This is a genomic window from Sphingomonas sp. M1A8_2b, from assembly GCF_053345535.1.
Map to the genome: position 1 here is coordinate 123,310 of NZ_JBKFAH010000001.1, position 19,322 is coordinate 142,631.

The 19,322-nt window shown below is 66.2% G+C and carries 18 protein-coding genes; 6 read left to right on the plus strand and 12 right to left on the minus strand.

The annotated features are described in order from the left end of the window. Positions 1-2 precede the first annotated feature (2 nt). Positions 3-626, minus strand: coding sequence for an NADPH-dependent FMN reductase (locus ACLBWL_RS00675; RefSeq protein WP_447789318.1), 624 nt, complete (start codon positions 624-626; stop codon positions 3-5). Positions 627-812: 186 nt separating this feature from the next. On the opposite strand from ACLBWL_RS00675, the gene ACLBWL_RS00680 reads away from it, so the two are divergent. From ACLBWL_RS00680 to ACLBWL_RS00690, 3 genes are all read left to right on the plus strand, one after another. Continuing rightward, positions 813-2,972: a transglycosylase domain-containing protein gene (locus ACLBWL_RS00680; protein WP_447789320.1), complete on the plus strand. Its 2,160-nt coding sequence runs from the start codon at positions 813-815 to the stop codon at positions 2,970-2,972. Between the two features lie 195 nt (positions 2,973-3,167). Continuing rightward, complete coding sequence (locus tag ACLBWL_RS00685; RefSeq protein WP_447789322.1) at positions 3,168-4,169, plus strand: threonine aldolase family protein; 1,002 nt, start codon at positions 3,168-3,170, stop codon at positions 4,167-4,169. Beyond that, positions 4,166-5,089 carry a DMT family transporter gene (locus tag ACLBWL_RS00690; protein WP_447789323.1) on the plus strand — a complete coding sequence of 308 codons (924 nt, stop codon included), beginning with the start codon at positions 4,166-4,168 and terminating at the stop codon, positions 5,087-5,089. Before ACLBWL_RS00685 ends, ACLBWL_RS00690 begins: the two co-directional genes overlap by 4 nt. Here ACLBWL_RS00690 and ACLBWL_RS00695 read toward each other — a convergent pair. Continuing rightward, the gene (locus ACLBWL_RS00695; protein ID WP_447789325.1) at positions 5,002-5,838 is read right to left on the minus strand and encodes an NAD(P)-dependent oxidoreductase; all 837 of its coding nucleotides are present in this window, start codon (positions 5,836-5,838) and stop codon (positions 5,002-5,004) included. The two genes, ACLBWL_RS00690 and ACLBWL_RS00695, sit on opposite strands and share 88 nt — an antisense overlap. Continuing rightward, entirely contained in the window at positions 5,835-7,541 is a 1,707-nt protein-coding gene (locus ACLBWL_RS00700) for a M28 family metallopeptidase (protein ID WP_447789327.1), read from the minus strand. The genes ACLBWL_RS00695 and ACLBWL_RS00700 overlap by 4 nt, the downstream gene beginning before the upstream one ends. Before the next feature lie 277 nt (positions 7,542-7,818). Between ACLBWL_RS00700 and pepN the strand changes: the two genes are divergently transcribed. Beyond that, positions 7,819-10,407 carry an aminopeptidase N gene (pepN, locus tag ACLBWL_RS00705; RefSeq protein ID WP_447789328.1) on the plus strand — a complete coding sequence of 863 codons (2,589 nt, stop codon included), beginning with the start codon at positions 7,819-7,821 and terminating at the stop codon, positions 10,405-10,407. A 151-nt stretch (positions 10,408-10,558) separates the two neighbouring features. Here the strand turns inward: pepN and ACLBWL_RS00710 are convergent, their stop codons facing one another. Beyond that, positions 10,559-10,987, minus strand: a complete 429-nt coding sequence (locus tag ACLBWL_RS00710) for a nucleoside deaminase (RefSeq protein WP_447789329.1) — start codon at positions 10,985-10,987, stop codon at positions 10,559-10,561. A 59-nt stretch (positions 10,988-11,046) separates the two neighbouring features. Continuing rightward, a complete protein-coding gene (locus ACLBWL_RS00715) occupies positions 11,047-11,265 on the minus strand; it encodes a hypothetical protein (protein ID WP_056066373.1) in 219 nt (72 codons plus the stop codon). 159 nt (positions 11,266-11,424) lie between these two features. Here ACLBWL_RS00715 and rpmB point away from each other — a divergent pair, with 159 nt between their 5' ends. Further along, positions 11,425-11,724 carry a 50S ribosomal protein L28 gene (gene rpmB / locus ACLBWL_RS00720; protein WP_447789332.1) on the plus strand — a complete coding sequence of 100 codons (300 nt, stop codon included), beginning with the start codon at positions 11,425-11,427 and terminating at the stop codon, positions 11,722-11,724. Positions 11,725-11,929: 205 nt separating this feature from the next. On the opposite strand, the gene ACLBWL_RS00725 is transcribed toward rpmB, so the two are convergent. After that, positions 11,930-12,955, minus strand: coding sequence for an esterase-like activity of phytase family protein (locus tag ACLBWL_RS00725; protein WP_447789334.1), 1,026 nt, complete (start codon positions 12,953-12,955; stop codon positions 11,930-11,932). A gap of 155 nt (positions 12,956-13,110) precedes the next feature. On the opposite strand from ACLBWL_RS00725, the gene ACLBWL_RS00730 reads away from it, so the two are divergent. After that, positions 13,111-13,494, plus strand: a complete 384-nt coding sequence (locus ACLBWL_RS00730) for a glycine zipper 2TM domain-containing protein (protein WP_447789336.1) — start codon at positions 13,111-13,113, stop codon at positions 13,492-13,494. A 271-nt stretch (positions 13,495-13,765) separates the two neighbouring features. Here ACLBWL_RS00730 and ACLBWL_RS00735 read toward each other — a convergent pair whose 3' ends face one another. The 6 genes from ACLBWL_RS00735 to lgt form a co-directional block, all read right to left on the minus strand. Then, on the minus strand, positions 13,766-14,284 hold the full coding sequence (locus tag ACLBWL_RS00735) for a phosphoribosyltransferase (protein WP_447789338.1): 519 nt from the start codon (positions 14,282-14,284) through the stop codon (positions 13,766-13,768). Positions 14,285-14,404: 120 nt separating this feature from the next. Beyond that, entirely contained in the window at positions 14,405-15,751 is a 1,347-nt protein-coding gene (locus tag ACLBWL_RS00740) for a cystathionine gamma-synthase family protein (RefSeq protein ID WP_447791923.1), read from the minus strand. A gap of 89 nt (positions 15,752-15,840) precedes the next feature. Continuing rightward, positions 15,841-16,599: a peptidoglycan editing factor PgeF gene (gene pgeF / locus ACLBWL_RS00745; RefSeq protein ID WP_447789340.1), complete on the minus strand. Its 759-nt coding sequence runs from the start codon at positions 16,597-16,599 to the stop codon at positions 15,841-15,843. 136 nt (positions 16,600-16,735) lie between these two features. Next, on the minus strand, positions 16,736-17,248 hold the full coding sequence (locus ACLBWL_RS00750) for an N-acetyltransferase family protein (RefSeq protein WP_447789341.1): 513 nt from the start codon (positions 17,246-17,248) through the stop codon (positions 16,736-16,738). Next, a complete protein-coding gene (locus ACLBWL_RS00755; protein WP_447789343.1) occupies positions 17,245-18,345 on the minus strand; it encodes a class I SAM-dependent methyltransferase in 1,101 nt (366 codons plus the stop codon). Before ACLBWL_RS00755 ends, ACLBWL_RS00750 begins: the two co-directional genes overlap by 4 nt. A 51-nt stretch (positions 18,346-18,396) precedes the next feature. Beyond that, positions 18,397-19,311, minus strand: coding sequence for a prolipoprotein diacylglyceryl transferase (gene lgt / locus ACLBWL_RS00760; protein WP_447789345.1), 915 nt, complete (start codon positions 19,309-19,311; stop codon positions 18,397-18,399). Positions 19,312-19,322 lie beyond the last annotated feature (11 nt).

Below are 19,322 nucleotides of genomic sequence, written 5' to 3' on the forward strand. Positions count from 1 at the left end.
GCTTAGTTCGCGGGCTCCGACAGCGGAGCGAATCGTGCCACCTGATGGCCGACCAGACGCAGCTGCTCGATCACCGCGGGATCGTTCGCGCCGCCTTCGTCGTCGAACTTGGTGATCTGCGTGTTGATCGCGGCGGCGAACGGCGTCGGCCAGCCCCGCAGCGCGTGGACGATCGAGCGCAGCGCGGCGATCGTGCTCCCGGTCGCCTGCCAGCCATACGCCGTCGCGATCAGCCCGACCGGCATGTCCGCCAGATACGATCGCTCGGGATCGCGCGCGGTTTCCTCGAGCAGGTCGAGCGCGTTCTTCACCACGCCGGAAATGCTGCCGTGATAGCCTGGGCTCGCGATGATCACCGCCGACGCCTCGCGGATCGCCGCGACGAACGCCTGCTCGTCGGGGGTGCGCGTCGCCGCCTTCGGATCGTAGAGTGGCAGGCGCGCCATGTCGGCGCCGCCAAACATCCGCGTCCGATACCCCTGCTTCTCGACCGCATCGAGTGCGATCCGCAACGCACGCTCGGTCGACGAGACGCCGCCGATCGTGCCGCCGATGCCGACGACCAGCGGCAGGACGGGCGGAAGAGTTTCGGGAGCGGCCACGGTTTCATCCTGTTCGAACGTCATCGACACGCTCTTCCCCGTTTCGCCGCGCGATGACAACCGGGCTTGGCGAGTCTACGCGTGTTCGCCACGCGCTGCTGTCGGTCAGCGCGCAGACAGGTTAAGCTTGTACAGAGACTTGCCCGAACTGTCGTATGATTATAATACACTTGATGTCCGCCCGCTTGGCCGACCCGCTGGAACGTCCCGATGCGCCCCGACCCCTTCGACCCCAACCGTTCCAGCCAAAACTCGGGCAGCGACCGCGAGCCCTATGCCTATGAGCGCGAACGGCTGATCACCGAGCGCGAACGCCTGCGCCAGAAATACGAGCGCGATCGACTCGACGACGATCCCGAGCCTTATGATCGCGATCCTGCCGCCGGTTACGTCGCGCCGCGCATACCGCGCCGCCGCCGCCCGATCGGTCGCTGGATCCTGCGCGGCCTGGGCATCGGCATCGTCCTGCTGGTGATCGCGATCATCTGGCTGGCGATCACCGCACCGCTGTCGAAGTCGCTGCAGCCGCCGACCCCGCCCTCGATCACGCTGACCGCGGATGACGGCACGCCGATCGCGCGGCGCGGCGCGATCATCGGCAAGCCGGTCGATGCGGCCAAGCTCCCGCCGCACGTCACGCAGGCGTTCCTCGCCATCGAGGACCGGCGTTTCTATTCGCACTGGGGCATCGACCCCCGCGGCATTGCGCGTGCGGCTTGGGCGAACATGGGCTCGGGCGGCGTCCGCCAGGGCGGCTCGACGATCACGCAACAGCTCGCGAAGAACGCGTTCCTCGATTCGGATCGTACCGCGACGCGGAAGATCCGCGAGGCGATGATCGCCTTCTGGCTCGAGGCATGGCTGTCGAAGGACGAGATCCTGTCGCGCTATCTCTCGAACGTCTATTTCGGCGACAACACCTACGGAATCACCGCGGCGGCCAAGCATTATTTCGGCCGCACCCCCGACAAGCTGAACGTGGGGCAAGCGGCGATGCTCGCCGGCCTGGTCAAGGCACCCTCACGCCTAGCGCCGACCTCCAATCTTGAAGGCGCACGCAAGCGCGAGGCGGTCGTCGTCGGCGCGATGGTCGACGCGGGCTTCCTCACCAAGGCGGAGGGCGACGCGGTCCAGCCGCAGCGCGTGCTCGGCAGCCGCCCGTCGCAGCTCCCCAATGGCACGTACTTCGCCGACTGGATCCTGCCCGAAGCGCGCGACCAGGCCGGCGAGGTCAAGACCGAGGCGACCGTCCAGACCACGCTCGACCCGCGGTTACAGCGCGCAGCAGAACGCACCGTAGCGCGCGCGGGTCTGCGTCAGGCACAGGTCGCGCTCGTAGCGATGCGTCCCGATGGCCGCGTGGTCGCGATGATCGGCGGCAAGAACTACGCGAAAAGCCCGTTCAACCGCGCCACGCAGGCCCGCCGCCAGCCCGGCTCGACCTTCAAGCTGTTCGTCTACCTCGCCGCGATGCGCCAGGGGATGACGCCCGATTCGACGATCGAGGACCGCCCGGTGACGATCGGCGACTGGACCCCGAAGAACAGCGACGGCCGCTATCAGGGCACGATCACGCTGCGCCAGGCGTTCGCGCGCTCGTCCAACGTCGCCGCCGCACGGCTGACGCAACAGGTCGGCGTCAAGGCAGTGATCAAGGCGGCGCGCGATCTCGGCATCTCGACGCCGATCCCGAGCGAGGCGACGATCGGCCTCGGCACCTCGACCGTATCGCTGCTCGAACTGACCGCCGCCTATGCCGCGATCGCGCGCGAGCAATATCCGGTCCAGCCGCGCGGGCTCGCCGACGTGCGCGAGAAGGGCTGGTACCAGTCGCTGACCGGCGGCGCGACCGAGATGCCCTCGAAGATCCACGACGAGATGCTCGACCTGCTGGCGGCCTCGATCCGCACCGGCACCGGACGGCAAGCAAATCTGACGGTCGACGCGTTCGGCAAGACCGGCACGACGTCGGACAACAAGGACGCGCTGTTCGTCGGCTTCGCACGCGACCTGGTGGTCGGGGTGTGGGTCGGCAACGACGACAATTCGTCCAACCCGGGGCTATCGGGCGGCGGTATCCCCGCACGGATCTGGCGCGACTTCATGCAGTCCGCGCTGGGCATCGCACCGATCGCGGCGCCTGCTCCGGCGGTCGAGGAAGTCGATCCGGATGCGCTGCCGGCGGACGAGCAGGAGAATTCCATTCTGCCGTTGGGGGGCGAGATCGAGGGCCTCGGCTTCAACCTGAAGATGGGCGAGGACGGCACGATCTCGGTCGGCCCTTCCCGCCGCGACCGCGAAGAAGGCCCGCCGCCACGCGATGATCGCAGGCCGCCGGAACAAGAGCCTGGAGCTTACGAGGGGCAGTAGTCCGGCGATCGTGTGCTCACCACCACCCCGGCGAAGGCCGGGGCCCAATTGGAGAGGTTGCGGTAACGAGGCGCAGTCCTTCGCCATCTAAGGCCCCCAATTGGGCCCCGGCCTTCGCCGGGGCGGAAGAGTGGAGTCGTAGCCTCAGCCCAGCCCCCCGTTGACGCCACCACCGCAGCGCAGCATGTCCTCCCCATGCGCTTCTTCTCCGACAACGCCGCCACGATCCACCCGCACGTCATGGCCGCGATCGCTGCCGCCGACACGCTCGACACCGCCTATGCCGGCGACGCGTGGAGCCAGCAGCTCGACGGCCGCCTGTCGGAACTGTTCGAGACCCGAGTCGCCGTCCTCTGGGTCCCCACCGGCACCGCCGCCAACTGCCTCGCGCTCGCCGCGCTCTGCCCCCCGCACGGCGGCATCGTCTGCCACCGCGACGCGCACATCCAGAACGATGAGGGCGGCGCCCCCGAATTCTACACGCATGGCGCCAAGCTGTTCCTCGCCGACGGCGACGGCGCGAAGATGACGCCGGACACCATCCGCACCGTCATCGACGCGATCGCCGACGACGTCCACCGCGTCCAGCCGCACGCGATCTCGATCACCAACGCCACCGAATATGGCCGGGTCTACCAGCCGCACGAAGTCGCGGAGATCGGCGCGCTGGCCAAGGAGCGCGGGCTCGGCTTCCACATGGACGGCGCGCGGTTCGCCAATGCGATGGCGCGCGTCGGCTGCTCGCCCGCCGACATGACGTGGCGCGCCGGCGTCGACGCGCTGAGCTTCGGCTTCGTCAAGAACGGCGCGATGAGCGCGGAGGCGCTGGTCTTCTTCAAGCCCGACCTCGCCGCCGTCACGCAATACCGCCGCAAGCGCGCAGGGCTATTGTTGTCGAAGGGCCGCTACCTCGCCGCACAGATCCTGGCCATGCTCGACGACGATCTCTGGCTCGCCAACGCCAAGGTCGCCAACGACGCCGCCGCCAAGCTCGCCACCGCCGCAGGCAACCGCCTCGTCCACCCGGTCGAGGCGAACGAAGTCTTCCTCCGCGCGACGCCGGAAGAAGCTGCAGCCCTCCGCGCGAAGGGCTTCGACTTCTACGACTGGGCAGCCGGCGAAATCCGGCTCGTTACCGCGTGGGACAGCCCGGCGGACGCAGTCGGCCTGCTCGCCGACGCGATCCGGGAATTATGACCCCCGGCCCAACCGATCCTCCCCAGTCGACTCGTGCGGCGGTGCTGATCCCGTTCGGCATCGTTACGCTGATCTGGGGTTCGACCTGGCTCGTCATCCGCGACCAGATCGCGGTGGTGCCTCCGAGCTGGTCGATCAGCTACCGATTCCTCGTCGCCAGCATCGCGATGGCGATCTACGCGGGCGTAAAGCGCGAGAGCTTCCGATTCGACGCGCGCGGCTACGCGTTCGCGGCGGTGATCGGCATCGCGCTGTTCACGTTCAACTTCAACTTCGTCTACCGCGCCGAGCATTACGTGACCTCCGGCCTAGTCGCGGTGGTGTTCGCGCTCCTGCTCGTCCCCAACGCGATCTTCGGCCGCATCTTCCTCAAGCAGCGCCTCGGGCGACAGTTGATGGTCGGGTGCGCGGTGGCGATGGCGGGCGTCGCGTTGCTGTTCGTCAACGAGGCGCGGGTCGATCCGCACGGGCCGCGCTCGGCGACGATCGGCATCGTCCTGACGCTGTGCGGCGTGATGGCCGCGTCGGTCGCCAACGTCATCCAGGGCAGCGCGTTCGCCAAACGCTATCCGATGGCCCCGACGCTCGCGATGGCGATGCTGATCGGCGCGAGCCTCGACGCGGCGTTCGCCTGGATCACCACCGGGCCGCCGGTATTCGAGCCGCGCTTCGGCTATGTCGCGGGCATCCTCTATCTCGGCGTGTTCGCCTCCGCGCTCGCCTTCCCGCTCTATTTCAACGTCATCCGCGCGATCGGCCCGGCCAAGGCGGCCTATTCGGGCGTCATCGTACCGGTGATCGCGATGCTGCTATCGACGATCTTCGAGCGCTATCACTGGTCGACGCTGGCGGTCGCCGGCGCAATATTGTCCGGCATCGGCCTCGTCATAGCCCTCAGCGCGCGCAGACCGGCACGGTAGTCGGGCCAGGCAGGCGTCCAGCCGAGCACGCGCTTCGCCTTGCCGTTCGCCACCCGCCGGTTCTCCTTGTAGAAACCGCGCCCCATCGCCGACAATTGCTCGAGCGTGACGAACGCCGGCGCGGGCATGCCGAGCAGCATCGCGGCATACGTCACCACGTCGTTCTGCGAGGCGGGCACATCGTCCGCCAAGTTATACGCCCCCTCCGGCGCATCGAACCCGGCAATCACGCCCGCGCCGATATCGTCGACATGCGCGCGGCTGAACACCTGCCCCGGCTGCTCGATCCGGTGTGCCTTACCGTCTCGCACCCGGTCGAGCGGCGAGCGACCCGGACCGTAGATCCCCGGCAGCCGAAACACCCGCGCGCCGATCGCCAGCCAGTCCGCATCCGCTGCCGCGCGGGCGCTCCGCCGGCCACCACCGGTCGGCGCGGTCTCGTCGACCCAGGCACCTTGAGCATCGCCGTACACTCCGGTCGACGACAGGTATCCGAGCCACGCCCGCGTCCGCAGCAACAGTGAGCCGTAGCCGACGAGCACCGGATCGACCTCGTCCACCGGCGGCACCGAAGACAGGATATGCGTCGCCGCCGCGATCTCCGCCGTCACCGCATCCGTATCGTCGAACCGAAGCGTACCGCCGCGACCGTCGCGCGTGGTGCCGACGACATGCCAGCCGTCAGCGGACAACCGCTCCGCGATCCGCGACGCGGTGTAGCCGAGACCAAAGACCAGCAACCGGCTCATCGCGCCACCGCCGCGCCAGCCATCGGCCCCTTATACAACGTCCCGAAATAATCGCCGGCATTCCATACCGGCCGCTGCGCCCCATCGGCGATCTCGCGCGCGATGCGGTAGTTCGCGTCGACGAACCGCACGCCCTGATCCCACAGGATCGGCTGCGTCAAATCGTCCGACGGCTTGTGGTAATTGTTCGCCATGAAATACGCGACCGCGGCCTTGCCCGGCCCCTTCTGACCCGGCCACAGGAAGACCGACGGGATCCCCTTCTGGACGAAGCGGAAGTGATCCGAGCGGACGAAGATGCCCTCCTCCGGCATCGGATCGGGCGACAGGCCGACGCCGATCGCCGCCACCGCCTTCTGCACGATCGGACCGATCGTCGAGCGCTCGGCACCGAACACCACCATGTCCTCGAACTTGTACGTCAGGATCGGCATATCGAGGTTCACGTCCGCGACGATCGAGGTCAGCGGCACGGTCGGGTGATTGGTGAAGTAATCGCTGCCGACCAGTCCCTTCTCCTCGCCGGTGACCGCCAGGAACATGATGGTGCGCTTGGGCGCCTGCCCGCTGGCCGTGAAGCGCTTGGCCTCCTCGATCAGGCTGGCGATGCCGATCGCGTTGTCGAGCGCGCCGTTGTTGAGCGCGTCGCCCTTCACGGGCTTCGTGATGCCGATGTGATCGAGATGCGCGGAGAGCACGACGACCTCCTTGCCGACCACCGGATCGCTGCCCGGGATCACGCCGACGACGTTGCTGCTCGCGGCAGGCACGAAGCTCGTCTTGGTCGCGACGGTCAGCGTACCGACCAGCGGCACCGCCTTGAACTTCGCGTTGTCGCGGTCCGCCTGCTTCACGATCCGGCTCCACGGCGTCTTCGCACCCGCGAACAGCTTGGCCGCGCCGGCCATGCTGACCGTCCCGAGCGACGGCGCGCCGGGCGCTTCGACCCTGCCGGTGCCGTCGGGGTTCGCCCACGTCATCCGCGGCGTCGCATAGGAGTCGGCCAGCTTGGCGAAGGTCCGCACCTTGGCCGAGCGCGGGCTCTCCAGCGTGATCACACCGACCGCGCCCTTTGCCTGCGCGATCGCCGCCTTGGTGCCGCCCGAGCCGAAGAACGCGCGTTCCTCGCCGCCGAACCGCGCGGGCGATCCGCCAAAATACGCCACGATCTTGCCGCGCACGTCGACGCCCTTGTAGTCGTCCTGACCATATTGCGGCGCGTCGATGCCGTAGCCGACGAACACGACGGGCGCCGACACGCTGGTCTCCGCCTTCGCGCCGTTCGCGGCGGGCACGTAATCCTCACCGAACACGAGCGGCTGCGCAGGCCCGCGACCGGTCCAGACGAAATCGCCCTTGCTCGCCGCCTTGTACGACACGAGCGGCACGGTCTGGAGATACCCGCCCAGATCGCCACCGGGACGAAGCCCCGCCGCATAGAATTGCGCGGCGACATACTGCGCAGCGATGTCGAACTCGGGGCTGCCAGCCTCGCGCCCCTTCATCGCATCCGACGCGAGAAACATCACATGCGCCTTCATCGATGCCTGATCCGCCGGCAGCGGCGCGGCGAGCTTGGCGTTCAACTCGGCCGTATTCGGCGCGGTCACCGGAACCGGCGCGGGGGCAGCCTGGGGCGCAGTCTGTGCAAGGGCAGAGGTAGAAAGCGCGAGCACCGCGAGCGCGCCGATAGGACGATACATCCGGAAATCCTTGCAAAGGGAACGTGTTGCAGCGGCGTAGCATCCACCGTCACCCGCGCAAGCTTTGGGGCATGGAGCAAAGACCTTCTCTGCAGAGAAGTACCACCCCGGCGTAGGCCGGGGTCCAGTTGGGAAACGGTGCTGACGCAGGATGCGTTCCATTACTGCAACCTCACCAACTGGACCCCGGCCTCCGCCGGGGAGGTGCAAGTGATCGAACCGCACGGCCCAAGCTTTGGCTAGCGGTGGGCGGGCACGGCCCTATATTCGCAGACATATGCTCGACATCCAGAACAGTCTCGCCCACCCGCTCGTCATTCGCCGCGAGGACTATACCCCGCCCGAGTGGCTGGTCCCAGAGACGAAACTGGATTTCGACCTCGATCCGTCAACCACGCGTGTAACGGCAACGCTGTCGGTGACGCGCAACGGCGATCACGCCGCACCGCTCCGGCTCGACGGCGCCGGGCAAAAGCCGCTGTCGGTCACGGTCGACGGCGTCGCGATCAACGACTGGCGCATAGACGGCGAACAGCTCGTCATCCCACTCACCGGCGCCGCGCATATCGTCGAGACGCAGGTCGAGATCGCACCTGATCGCAATACCCAGCTGATGGGACTCTACGCCTCGGGCGGTAACCTCTGCACCCAATGCGAGGCGGAAGGCTTTCGCCGGATCACCTATTTCCCCGACCGCCCCGACGTGCTCAGTGTCTATTCGGTCAAGATGACCGCCGACAGGAAGCACTTCCCCGTGCTGCTCGCGAACGGCGACCCGATCGCACAGGGCGATCTCGACGACGGCCGCCACTGGGCGACCTGGCACGACCCCTTCCCCAAACCCTCCTATCTGTTCGCACTGGTCGCCGGCGATCTCGCGGTGAACCGCAGCAGCTTCACGACGATGTCGGGCCGCGAGGTGTCGCTCGGCATCTGGGTACGCGAGGCCGACCTGCCCAAGACCGACCACGCGTTGAAGGCGCTCGAACTCGCGATGGCGTGGGACGAGACCACCTATGGCCGCGAATACGACCTTGACGTGTTCAACATCGTCGCGGTCGACGATTTCAACTTCGGCGCGATGGAGAACAAGGGCCTCAACATCTTCAATTCGCGCTACATCCTGGCCGACCCGGATACCGCGACCGACTACGACTACGACGCGATCGCCGCGGTCGTCGCGCACGAATATTTCCACAACTGGTCGGGCAACCGGATCACCTGCCGCGACTGGTTCCAGCTGTCGTTGAAGGAAGGCTTCACCGTCTACCGCGACCAGGGCTTCTCCGCCGACCAGGGTTCGCGCGCGGTCAAGCGGATCGAGGACGTCCGTGGCCTGCGCGCCTCCCAGTTCCCCGAGGATGCAGGTCCCCTCGCGCACCCGGTACGGCCTGAATCATACCAGGAGATCTCCAACTTCTACACCGCCACGATCTACAACAAGGGCGCCGAGCTGATCCGGATGATGGCCGCGATCCTCGGACCCGAGGGTTTCCGGGCGGGCACCGACCTGTATTTCGACCGCTACGACGGCACGGCGGCAACCTGCGAGGATTTCGTCACGTCGATGGAGGAAGGCGGGAACATCGATCTCACCCAGTTCCGCCTCTGGTATTCGCAGGCCGGCACCCCGCGCGTGTCGGCCAGCCTGTCGCAGGACGGCGACCGCGCGACGTTGCGGCTCGCTCAGCAGGTGCCCGCGACGCCCGGCCAGCCGGTGAAGTCGCCGATGGTCCTGCCGTTGCGGATAAAGCTGTTCGGCGCGGAGTCGGGCACGCCGCTGACCGACGAGCGCCTCGTCCTGTTCGACGACACGCTCGATACGGTCATGTTCGAGGGCCTCGCCGAGCGTCCGGTGTTGTCGATCAACCGCGGGTTCTCGGCCCCCGTGGTGGTCGAGAGCGACCGCACCCCCGCCGATCTCGCCTTCCTCAGCGCGCACGACGACGATCCGTTCGCGCGCTACGAGGCGATGCAACAATTGATGCTCGATACGCTCGTCGCATCGGTCGAGGGGCGCACGGACCATGAGGCGGTGATTGCAGCGGTCGCGAACACGCTCGACAACGCCGATCTCGATCTGGCGTTCGTCGCGGAGGCGGTGTTGCTGCCATCGGAGAGTTTCATCGGCGATCAGATGGCTGTCGTCGATCCCGAAGCAATCTTCCGCGCTCGCGAGGCGCTGCGTCGCGATCTCGGCACGCGGCTCGAAGCGCAATGGCGGCAGGCGTACGCACGTGGCGAGGGTCAGCCTTATGCCTACACGCCCGAGGGCAAGGGCATCCGTCGCCTGCGGACGGTTGCACTCGGCTATATAGCAGCGAGCGGCGCGGCGGATGCAGCCGACCTTGCTTTTGCCCAGTTCGATTCGGCCGACAACATGACCGACCGGATGGGTGCGCTCACAACGCTGGTCAGCAGCACATCCGACATCCGGACCACTGCGCTCGATATCTTCTACAGCCAATATTGCGATAATCCGCTGGTGCTCGACAAGTGGTTCCAGGCGCAAGCGCAGTCGTCGCGCGACGATACCGGCGCGGTCGTTGCCGCACTGGCGGAGCATGCCGACTTCACCCTGACCAACCCCAACCGCGCGCGCTCACTGATCGGTGCGTTCGGGGCGAACCAGCGCGCGTTCAACAACGCCGATGGGAGCGGCTATCGGTTTCTGGCCGACCAATTGATCGCGCTCGACCGGTTGAACCCACAAACCGCGGCGAAACTGCTGCCGCCGCTGGGCCGCTGGCGCCGGTTCGATGCGGGTCGGGCGGGGCTCATGCGCGCGGAACTAGAGCGAATCGTACGGACGCCGGGGCTGTCGAAGGACCTGTTCGAACAGGCCTCGAAAAGTCTGGAGGGCTGAAACGGATCTGATCCTCCCCCGCAAGGGGGAGGTGGCTGGCACTTGCCAGACGGAGGGGGAGGCAAGCGATCACCGCTGTTGCGACGTCCTCCCCCTCCGTCACCTTCGGTGCCACCTCCCCCTGGCGGGGGAGGATCAAAAGCTACACCTCCTACCGACGTTTCGCGAAGAACTGCCGCAAGATCCCCGCCGCCTCGGTCTCGGCAATTCCCGCGTAAATCTCAGGCCGGTGATGACAGGTCAGTTGCCCGAAAAACCGCGGTCCATGCTCGACCGCCCCGCCCTTTGCATCCGCCGCCCCATAATAGAGCCGTGCGATCCGGGCATGCGCGATCGCCCCGGCGCACATCGCGCACGGCTCCAGCGTCACCCAAAGGTCGCATCCCTCGAGCCGGTCACTCCCCAGAACCAGAGCCGCCGCGCGAATCGCCTGGATCTCGGCATGCGCAGTCGGGTCGTTCAGCGCGCGCGGTGCATTCGCGCCGACAGCGATGATAACGCCGTCCTTAACGACAACGGCGCCGACCGGGACCTCCCCAGCCAGCGCCGCATCGCGAGCCGCGTCAAGCGCGCGACGCATGGGTTCGGGTACAGGGAACATGCCTCAGGCCCTGCCCCGGCGCCCGCCCCGCGTAAAGATCAGTTCGGTGCCTGGCTGTTACCCGGCTTCTCCACGTTGATCGTCGGGACGGCGACCGTCTTGTTCTCGGTGCCGAGCGTGACCTTGGCGACGTCCGCCTGGAACTTTGGCGCCTGGACGACGCCCTGGCGGGTCTGATCGATGTTGATGATCCCGAAATACATCAGGCCGACCACGACCAGCACCGCGATCGCGACGAGTGACAAGAGCGTACGCATGGGACATCCCCTTTTATTGAACAGTTCGATAACGTAACAACGTCGTCGATCACGGCAGGTTGCACAACCGCCTTGACGTGAATCGGTTGACGAAAGCCGGCGTGCCAGCTATCCGCGCGCCTTTCCGGGGTTCCTCCCGACACTTGAATAGGTAATCACATGTCGCGCATTTGCGAACTGACCGGCAAGGGCCGGATGGTCGGGAACAACGTCTCCCACGCCAACAACAAGACCAAGCGCACGTTTCTGCCGAACCTGCAGAACGTCACGCTGATCTCCGATTCGCTCGAGAAGGGCGTGAAGCTGCGCGTCTCGACGCATGGCCTGCGCACTGTCGAGCACAATGGCGGCCTCGACAACTGGCTGGTGAAGGTCTCGGACGACAAGCTGTCGCTCCGCGTTCGTCGCCTGAAGCGCGAAGTCGTCAAGAAGATCGCAGCCTCGGCCGTCGCCGCCTAACAGCGACGTCCAGTACGATCACCGCGGCCCGCCCTGCACTTCGCAGGGCGGGCCGTCGGCGTTTCGGGATGCAAGATGTGCGGGATTATCGGGTTTCGGATCTGTTCCCCACCACCCGTCACCCGAAGGAAAGCTGGAGTGTCGTGACGCTTTTCCCACGGTGAGATCCCGGCTTCCGCTAATGCTGGAGGTCAGGTCCGTCGGCTTACCGTTCCAACCGGAACTTCAGCAGCAACGTCCGCTGAAGAAACATCTGGTTATCATCTGACACGATCCACACAATCGTCTTGCCGTCCTCGATCGTCGTGTCGATTCCTTCGAAATTGTCGTGGATCAGCGGCGCGTCGATCGTTGCGATCAGACGGCCGCGCGCGATTCGCCCTGCCGCCACGTCCCTAGCGACAACCCGCGAGATCCGGTTCGACCAGCGAAAGGGCAGGCTGAATCCCCGATCGAGTACCAGCAAGTCGCCGTTCGGCAGCGCGGTGACGTCCGACGGATCGTAGCGACCATAGGGTTCGTAGGCGAAGCGTTGCGGCGCCCCGGTCCGCGTCGGATCGCCTGCGAAGATCAGCGCCTGCCGCGTGTGCAGCCGCTCGTCTTCCGAACGGTTCCAGTCCGGCGGACGCACATGCGCCTCCTCGCTGATGACCACGAACCGTCCATCCGGCATTCGCGCCATCGACTCAGCCCCACCATTGGCCGGCCATTTTCGCATCGCCTCGGGATTTACGCGGGCCTCGTAGCCCGCGAAGCCGGATGCGTAGCGCCAGATCGCATTGCGATATTCGAACCCGACCCAGATCTGCCCGGTCTGCGGATCGATCGCCATCGATTCGCTGTCACGGTCGCCTTTTTCCCAGCCGATACCGGGCCCGGCGGGCAGGTTGGTAAAGGCGATGCGGTGCGGTTGCCAGTCTGCGCCCATGTCGAACTGGACGATATTGCCGCCGTCGCTGAGCAACGTGAAACGATCGCCCTTTGCAGCAGCGGTCACATCGAGCGACGAGAATCCACCGAATGCCGGGTCACGGCTGTCGAGCGCGACGCCGCCCAAATACGTCAGGTCACCAATCCGAACATGCCGCGGATTGCTGCGATCGAGCATGACGCGCGTCGCCGTGAGCTGCGGGCGATCGCCAAGCAGATCGAGCCGCGCTTCGCCCGACCAGGTCGGGACGATCGTATAGACGCTGACACCGACGAACAGGATGGTGAGCAGGCGCCGCATCCTGTCCTAATAGGGAGTCGAGCGCGTCGCGAAAGCATGAACCGCGGATAACGGGCGCATTCAGGCTCGGCTCAAAGCGAATCAGCCATAAGCGTCTCATCGAGGATGGAAGCACGGCCACCGCCGCCGCCGAAATCCCCAACGGGAGACGCACGATGTTCAAGACTTTTACCCTCGCCGCCAGTGCCCTCGCATTGGGTGCGACCGCCCTCGTTCCCGCCGCCGCCGATGCGCAGCGCTGGGGCCCGCGCTACGAGCGTGGCTACGATGGTTATCAGGACGGATATCGCAATGGCGGCTACGATCGGGGCTATCGCGAATATCGCGGAAACGATCGCCGCTACTACAACGCCCGCAGCCGTCGCGGGTGCGACAACACCGGCGGCACGATCATCGGCGCGCTCGCCGGCGGCCTGCTCGGTCACACCGTCGCAGGTCGTGGTGATCGGACGCTCGGCACCCTGCTCGGCGCAGCGGGTGGTGGCCTCGCCGGCAACGCGATCGATAAGTCGGACAACCCCGGCTACTGCCGTCGATAAGCCCGACTGAGCCGACCGGCGACGGCAGTGTCGTCGCCACGTCCGGCTAAGACCAACCAGTTTCCCAGTTCCCTCGCGTAGCGTATCGAGGGCGAGGGCCGGCTTCCCGTACGGGAGCCGGCCCTTTGTTCGTCTGCAGTTCGGCAATACCGGCGCCGATAGCGGAGCCCCCCACCCCGTCATCCTGACGAAAGTCAGGATCCGGGGTAATCAACACCGTCGATCGTGGCTCTGGGTCCTGACTTTCGTCAGGATGACGGTGGTCAATGGATCAAGCGATCCGCTCAGGCACTTCCGCCGCATCCTCGGCAATCGCCGCATCAGGCGCCACCGCCTCCCAGGGGAACACGAACCAGTCCTTGGTAGCCGTCCGATCGATAACACGCGCGCTATAGTCGATTCGCTCCGCCGAACTGACGTTGTCGATCAGCATCGCAAACCGCACGGCACCCTCGACGGCACCCGCCTTGGCCAGCGCACCACGCAGATGCGTGATCGTCCGCCCCGAATCATTGATGTCGTCGACAAACAGCAACCGCTCGCCTGTCCGCGTCCGCGCGGCGAGTTTTACGAGCGGCTCGTCGGCGAAGTCCTTCACCTGACTCGAATAATCGACCGACAGCGTCGGCAGCCCGATCGCATGGCTGAGGAAAACCGCCGGCACGAGCCCGCCGCGGCCGATGCCGATGATGTAATCGGGTTTCCACTCGGTATCCTCGACCAGCTTGGCGGCAAGGATGTGGATCGCGGCAACGAATTCGTCCTGCGGGATGGGGGTGAAGATCGGCATTCTCACACGTTACCGGCTTGCCGTTGCGAGAGCTAGCCGTTCTCCTGCGAAAGCAGGAGCCCAGGGTTAAAGGTGCAACGATCGTAACCCTGAACTCCCGCGTTCGCATGAGAACACAACTCAGATCGTCTCCAGCGCCTGCTCGAAATCGGCGATCAGATCGTCCGGATCTTCCACCCCGATCGAGATGCGGACAAGATTGTCCGTAATCCCCAGCGCCTGCTTCCGCGCATCGGGCACCGAAAGATGCGTCATCCCGGCCGGATGACTCGCCAGAGTCTCGGTCCCGCCGAGTGACACCGCCAGCTTGGCGATCTTCAACGCGTCGAGGAACGCGAAGCTCTCCCGCTCGCCGCCCTTCAGGTACAACGAGAAGGTAGACCCACCGCCGGTGCAATGACGACGATAGATGTCCGCCTGCCGCTCCATGCCCGGCTCGTCCTCGAGGAAACCGAGATACGCGACCCGCTCGACCTTCGGATGATGCCGGAGGAAGCCGCAGACCTTCGCCGCATTCTCCCCCGCCCGGCTCATGCGCAATTCTAGCGTCTCCAGCGACCGCAACAGCATCCAGGCCGTGTTCGGATCGGTAATCGTGCCGATCGTGTTGCGCATCGTCCGGATCGTGTTGATGTGCGCCTTCGTACCGAGCACGCCGCCCGCGACGAGATCCGAATGCCCGCCGACATATTTCGTCAGCGAATACACGACGATATCCGCGCCGTGCTTCAGCGGCTGGAACCAGAGTGGCCCGAGGAACGTGTTGTCGATCGCGATCGGTGGCTTCTCGCCCTTGAAGATCGCGTCACGGCTGGCTGCGACCGCCTCGACGTCGACCAGCGCGTTGGTCGGGTTCGCCGGGCTTTCGAGATATATCAGCGCGACATTGCCGGTCGCGGCTTCGGTCATGACCTTATCGATCTCTTCACGAGTCGCACCCGCCGGGAAATCGAGCCACTTCACGCCGAACTTGCCGAGCACGCGGCCTATCAGCGTCTCGGTCGCAGCATATAGAGGCCCGGAATGGACGATCGTGTCGCCCGGCTTGACCATCGCGAGGAACAGCGTGGCGATCGCCGACATGCCCGACGAGAAGGCGAGTGCATCCTCCGCCTCTTCCCAGACGCCGAGACGATCCTCGAGGATCTCCTGGTTCGGGCCGTTGAAGCGCGAATAGACGAGGCCTTCGGCCCCGCCCGGACGCTTGCCGGTGACGCCTTCGAAGTGACGCTTGCCCGCCGCCGCGTTGGGGAAGACGAAGGTCGAGGTGAGGAAGATCGGCGGCTTCAGCGAGCCCTCCGAAAGCGACGGATCATAGCCGTGGCCCATCATCAAGGTCGATGGCTTCAGTTTGCGGCCACCGATCTTCTCGACCTCGGGCTTGGGCGCGACGCGCGCGGCGACGCCGGTCAGGTCTGCTTCGGTTTCGGCGGGGATGGCGCCGGCGTTATTCGGGGTATCGGACATCATTGGCTCCTGCGTGGCCCGTCTGGCGCGGGCCGATGTGCGGAGCCTAAACGAGCGATGCGGGATTTGGGACCCGTTACAGTCCTCCGTTACAGGCCGATGATGCTGATCTGGCGACCGTAAGAGGGCTCGCTGCGATGGGTCGCGCGGCGATAGCTGAAGAAGCGATCCGCGTCGGTGTAGGTATCGAGCCCGAGCGCCTCGATCCGGCCGATCCCGGCGACTGCCAGACGGCTGACGACATAGGCTTCGAGATCGAACTGGTAATGGTCGACCCGGCCATCGGCGAAGAAGCGTTCGTTTTCCGGATCCGCCTCGCAGAACCGGCGGATGAAGGCGTCGTCCACCTCGTAACTGGCGCGCGCGATGCACGGCCCGACCGCGGCGACGATCCGGCCGCGGTGCGCGCCGATCGCTTCCATCGCGAGGATCGTCGCATCGGTCACGCCGCCGAGCGCGCCCTTCCAGCCGGCATGCGCGGCGGCAACGACGCCGGCTTGCGCATCGGCGAACAAGACCGGTGCGCAATCCGCGGTGAGGATGCCGAGCGCGAGGCCGGGTCGGTTGGTGACCAGCGCATCGGCGTGCGGGCGGAGAGCGTCGTCGAACGGTTCGATCACCGTCACCGCGTCGGCGGAATGAACCTGATAGAGACCAACTAGGCGTGCGCCCGGTAGGACCGCTTCGCTGGCGAGGCGGCGATTTTCGGCGATGTTTGGGGGGCTATCGTCCGAGCCGATGCCGACATTGAGGCTCGTATAGGCACCGGTCGAGACGCCCCCGCGACGACCGAGAAAGCCGTGCGGGATGTCGCCGAGCGCCTTCGCGCGGATGATGTCGATGGTCACAGCGACCACCTCACCCATCCATCCAGCCCGGCGAAGGCCGGGGCCCAATTGGGAAACGCTACCGAAAAAGCGCTGAGCATCGTTACCGCAACCTCCCCAAATGGGCCCCGGCCTTCGCCGGGGTGATACTGAATCATCACAATACGAGCTTCATAATCCGGTCATCATCGGGCTGCTCCCCAACCATGAACACATACCGACCGATCTCGACGAACCCGTACCGCTCGTAGAACCGGCGCGCCCGGTGGTTGTCCACATACACGCTGAGGATCATCTCCGTCCTTGCGTCCGCCCGCGCGGTATCGATCGCCCAATCCATCAACGCAGGACCGACGCCGGCCCCGTGCTGGTCGCCGCGCACGTAAAGCTGGTGAAGTTCGATTGCCGTAGCAGGCCAGTCACCCGGAAACGCCACCGGCCCGAGCTTGGCGAATCCGACGATCGCCCCAGCCTCGTCTACCCCGACCCGCACCGTATAGGCGGGGTCGAACAGCTGAGCCGGCAGTCCCGTCTCGCCGAACGTCTGGTCGAGGAAAACGGCGAGGTCTTCGGGGCGGTACAGCGTGCCGAACGTGTCGGTGAACGAGCGCTTCGCCATCGCGGCGAGTTCGGGTCCGTCCGCCGGGATGGCATCGCGATAGGCGATCATGCGCCCGCACCCGAAAACGCCGCCGGGGTCGGCCAGGACGGCGCAGTGATCGCCAGCGCTTTGAAGAGTGTTCCCATCTCGTCCATCAACCTCCTCCGATCGGCAGCCAGTGCTTCCGCCCGCGCGGGCGCCCCCTTGGCGAGCGCGGATGTCCGCGAATCGATCCCGAGCGCACCGAGCAAATCGCGCTGCGTGACCGGCCCCCACGCGACCGCGCCCTCGGTCTGCGCGGCGGCGGCGAGCGTGGTGAAGTCGACATGCGCGGTGAGGTCGTGCTCGCCGGGCGCCTCGAACGGGTTGGCGAACGCGTGGCCGCGCACCGCCTGCAGACTGTCGCCGAGCGCAGGGCCTTCATAGCCGTAATCGATCGCGATCAGCGCGCCGCCCTGCGTGGCGATTCGCTGGGCGAGGCCGCGGACGATCGTCACGGCCGCGGGCGAGGTTTCGAGGATCGAGCCGGCCGGCGCATCGCGAAACGGTTCCGGGATCACCGCGGCGGGCAGCGGCTTGCCCGCGATCGGCAGGAACAGCAGGTCCTGCGCAGCAACGAGGCGTTCGTGCCACTCCTCGCGCTTCACCAACTGGCGGATCGGCAGCGCATCGAAGAACTCGTTGGCCACGGCGATCAGCGGGCGATCGGTCGGAAGCGTGTCGATCGTATCGTGCCAGATCGCGGCGGGGACACGTTCGGTTTGCGCCTTGCGGAGGGCGGGACTCGTTTCGACGAAATGCATGGGGGGCGTGAGCCCAGCCTTCGCCATCGCCCGCGCGGCGTCGGCGGCGAGCGTCCCACGACCCGGGCCGAGTTCGACCCACGCTGCATCCGGGCGACCGGCGCGGTCCCACAGGTCGGCACACCACAGGCCAATGAGTTCGCCGAACATCTGGCTGATCTCGGGCGCAGTGGTGAAGTCGCCGCCCGCTCCCAAGGGATCGCGCGTCGCGTAATAGTGCGCGTTGGCGGCGGCCATATACTGCGCGACGGGGATCGGGCCTGCGAGCGCGATTGCTCGAGCAAGCCGTTCGGGAAGGGCGGTGTCGATTCCCCTTCCGCTTGCGGGAGGGGTTAGGGGAGGGACTGGATTATCTTTGGCCATGACATTTGCGGCCATGCCCTCCCCCAACCCCTCCCGCAAGCGGGAGGGGAGTCAGGCGACGCTCGCCGTCCCCGCGATCGGCTCGACCCGCACCCGACGCTTGGCCGAGGTCGCCACCAGATAGGCGCCGCCAAGAATCATCGGCACGCACAGCCACTGCCCCATGTGCAGCCCGGTATGCTCGGCAAAGGCGCGCAGCTGCGAATCGGGTTCGCGGAAGAACTCGGCCGTGAACCGCGCCAGGCCGTAGCCGAGCACGAACAGACCGACGAGCTTGCCCGGGTCATAGCGCGCCTTGGTCTTCCAGAACGCGAACCAGAGCAGCGCGAACAGCAGAATGCCCTCCAGCCCCGCCTCGTAAAGCTGGCTTGGGTGACGCGCCGGCTCGACCATGCCGAACGGCACGGTGCGCTCGAAGATGATGCCCCAGGCGACGTCGGTCGGCTTGCCCCAGAGCTCGCCGTTGACGAAGTTCGCGAGCCGTCCGAAAAACAGGCCGAAGGGTACGCAGCACGCAATATAATCGTGCACGCGGAGCCAGTTGAGCTGGTGCTTCCGCGCGAACAGGATCAGCCCGATCGACGTCCCGATCACGCCGCCATGGAACGACATGCCGCCGTCCCACAGCCGGAAGATCCGCAGCGGATGCAGGAACATCTCGGGCGCGTAGAAAATCACATAGCCGAGCCGCCCGCCGAGGATGATGCCGAGCGTCGCGTAGAACACCAGGTCGTCGGCATGCCGCCGCGCCATCGGTGCGCCGGGCTGCGCGAGCAGCTTGAGCAGATACCACCAGCCGAGCAGGATCCCGCCGATATAGGCAAGGCTGTACCAGCGCAGCGTGAAGAAGCCGATCGAGAAGACGTCGGGGCGGAGCCCCAAATCCTCGAAGCGGATGTGACTGCCGACGGCGGCAGAGATGGTCGACAGGATCAAAGGCTTTTCCCTAGGCGTTCGCCCCTGCATAAAGAGCGGCA

What these genes read in the sequence shown, in the direction of transcription:
- ACLBWL_RS00675 (WP_447789318.1), bottom strand. Translation starts at nt 626, where the DNA reads ATGACGTTCGAACAGGATGAAACCGTGGCCGCTCCCGAAACTCTTCCG.
- ACLBWL_RS00680 (WP_447789320.1), top strand. Translation starts at nt 813, where the DNA reads ATGCGCCCCGACCCCTTCGACCCCAACCGTTCCAGCCAAAACTCGGGC.
- ACLBWL_RS00685 (WP_447789322.1), top strand. Translation starts at nt 3,168, where the DNA reads ATGCGCTTCTTCTCCGACAACGCCGCCACGATCCACCCGCACGTCATG.
- ACLBWL_RS00690 (WP_447789323.1), top strand. Translation starts at nt 4,166, where the DNA reads ATGACCCCCGGCCCAACCGATCCTCCCCAGTCGACTCGTGCGGCGGTG.
- ACLBWL_RS00695 (WP_447789325.1), bottom strand. Translation starts at nt 5,838, where the DNA reads ATGAGCCGGTTGCTGGTCTTTGGTCTCGGCTACACCGCGTCGCGGATC.
- ACLBWL_RS00700 (WP_447789327.1), bottom strand. Translation starts at nt 7,541, where the DNA reads ATGTATCGTCCTATCGGCGCGCTCGCGGTGCTCGCGCTTTCTACCTCT.
- pepN (WP_447789328.1), top strand. Translation starts at nt 7,819, where the DNA reads ATGCTCGACATCCAGAACAGTCTCGCCCACCCGCTCGTCATTCGCCGC.
- ACLBWL_RS00710 (WP_447789329.1), bottom strand. Translation starts at nt 10,987, where the DNA reads ATGCGTCGCGCGCTTGACGCGGCTCGCGATGCGGCGCTGGCTGGGGAG.
- ACLBWL_RS00715 (WP_056066373.1), bottom strand. Translation starts at nt 11,265, where the DNA reads ATGCGTACGCTCTTGTCACTCGTCGCGATCGCGGTGCTGGTCGTGGTC.
- rpmB (WP_447789332.1), top strand. Translation starts at nt 11,425, where the DNA reads ATGTCGCGCATTTGCGAACTGACCGGCAAGGGCCGGATGGTCGGGAAC.
- ACLBWL_RS00725 (WP_447789334.1), bottom strand. Translation starts at nt 12,955, where the DNA reads ATGCGGCGCCTGCTCACCATCCTGTTCGTCGGTGTCAGCGTCTATACG.
- ACLBWL_RS00730 (WP_447789336.1), top strand. Translation starts at nt 13,111, where the DNA reads ATGTTCAAGACTTTTACCCTCGCCGCCAGTGCCCTCGCATTGGGTGCG.
- ACLBWL_RS00735 (WP_447789338.1), bottom strand. Translation starts at nt 14,284, where the DNA reads ATGCCGATCTTCACCCCCATCCCGCAGGACGAATTCGTTGCCGCGATC.
- ACLBWL_RS00740 (WP_447791923.1), bottom strand. Translation starts at nt 15,751, where the DNA reads ATGTCCGATACCCCGAATAACGCCGGCGCCATCCCCGCCGAAACCGAA.
- ACLBWL_RS00750 (WP_447789341.1), bottom strand. Translation starts at nt 17,248, where the DNA reads ATGATCGCCTATCGCGATGCCATCCCGGCGGACGGACCCGAACTCGCC.
- ACLBWL_RS00755 (WP_447789343.1), bottom strand. Translation starts at nt 18,345, where the DNA reads ATGGCCAAAGATAATCCAGTCCCTCCCCTAACCCCTCCCGCAAGCGGA.
- lgt (WP_447789345.1), bottom strand. Translation starts at nt 19,311, where the DNA reads ATGCAGGGGCGAACGCCTAGGGAAAAGCCTTTGATCCTGTCGACCATC.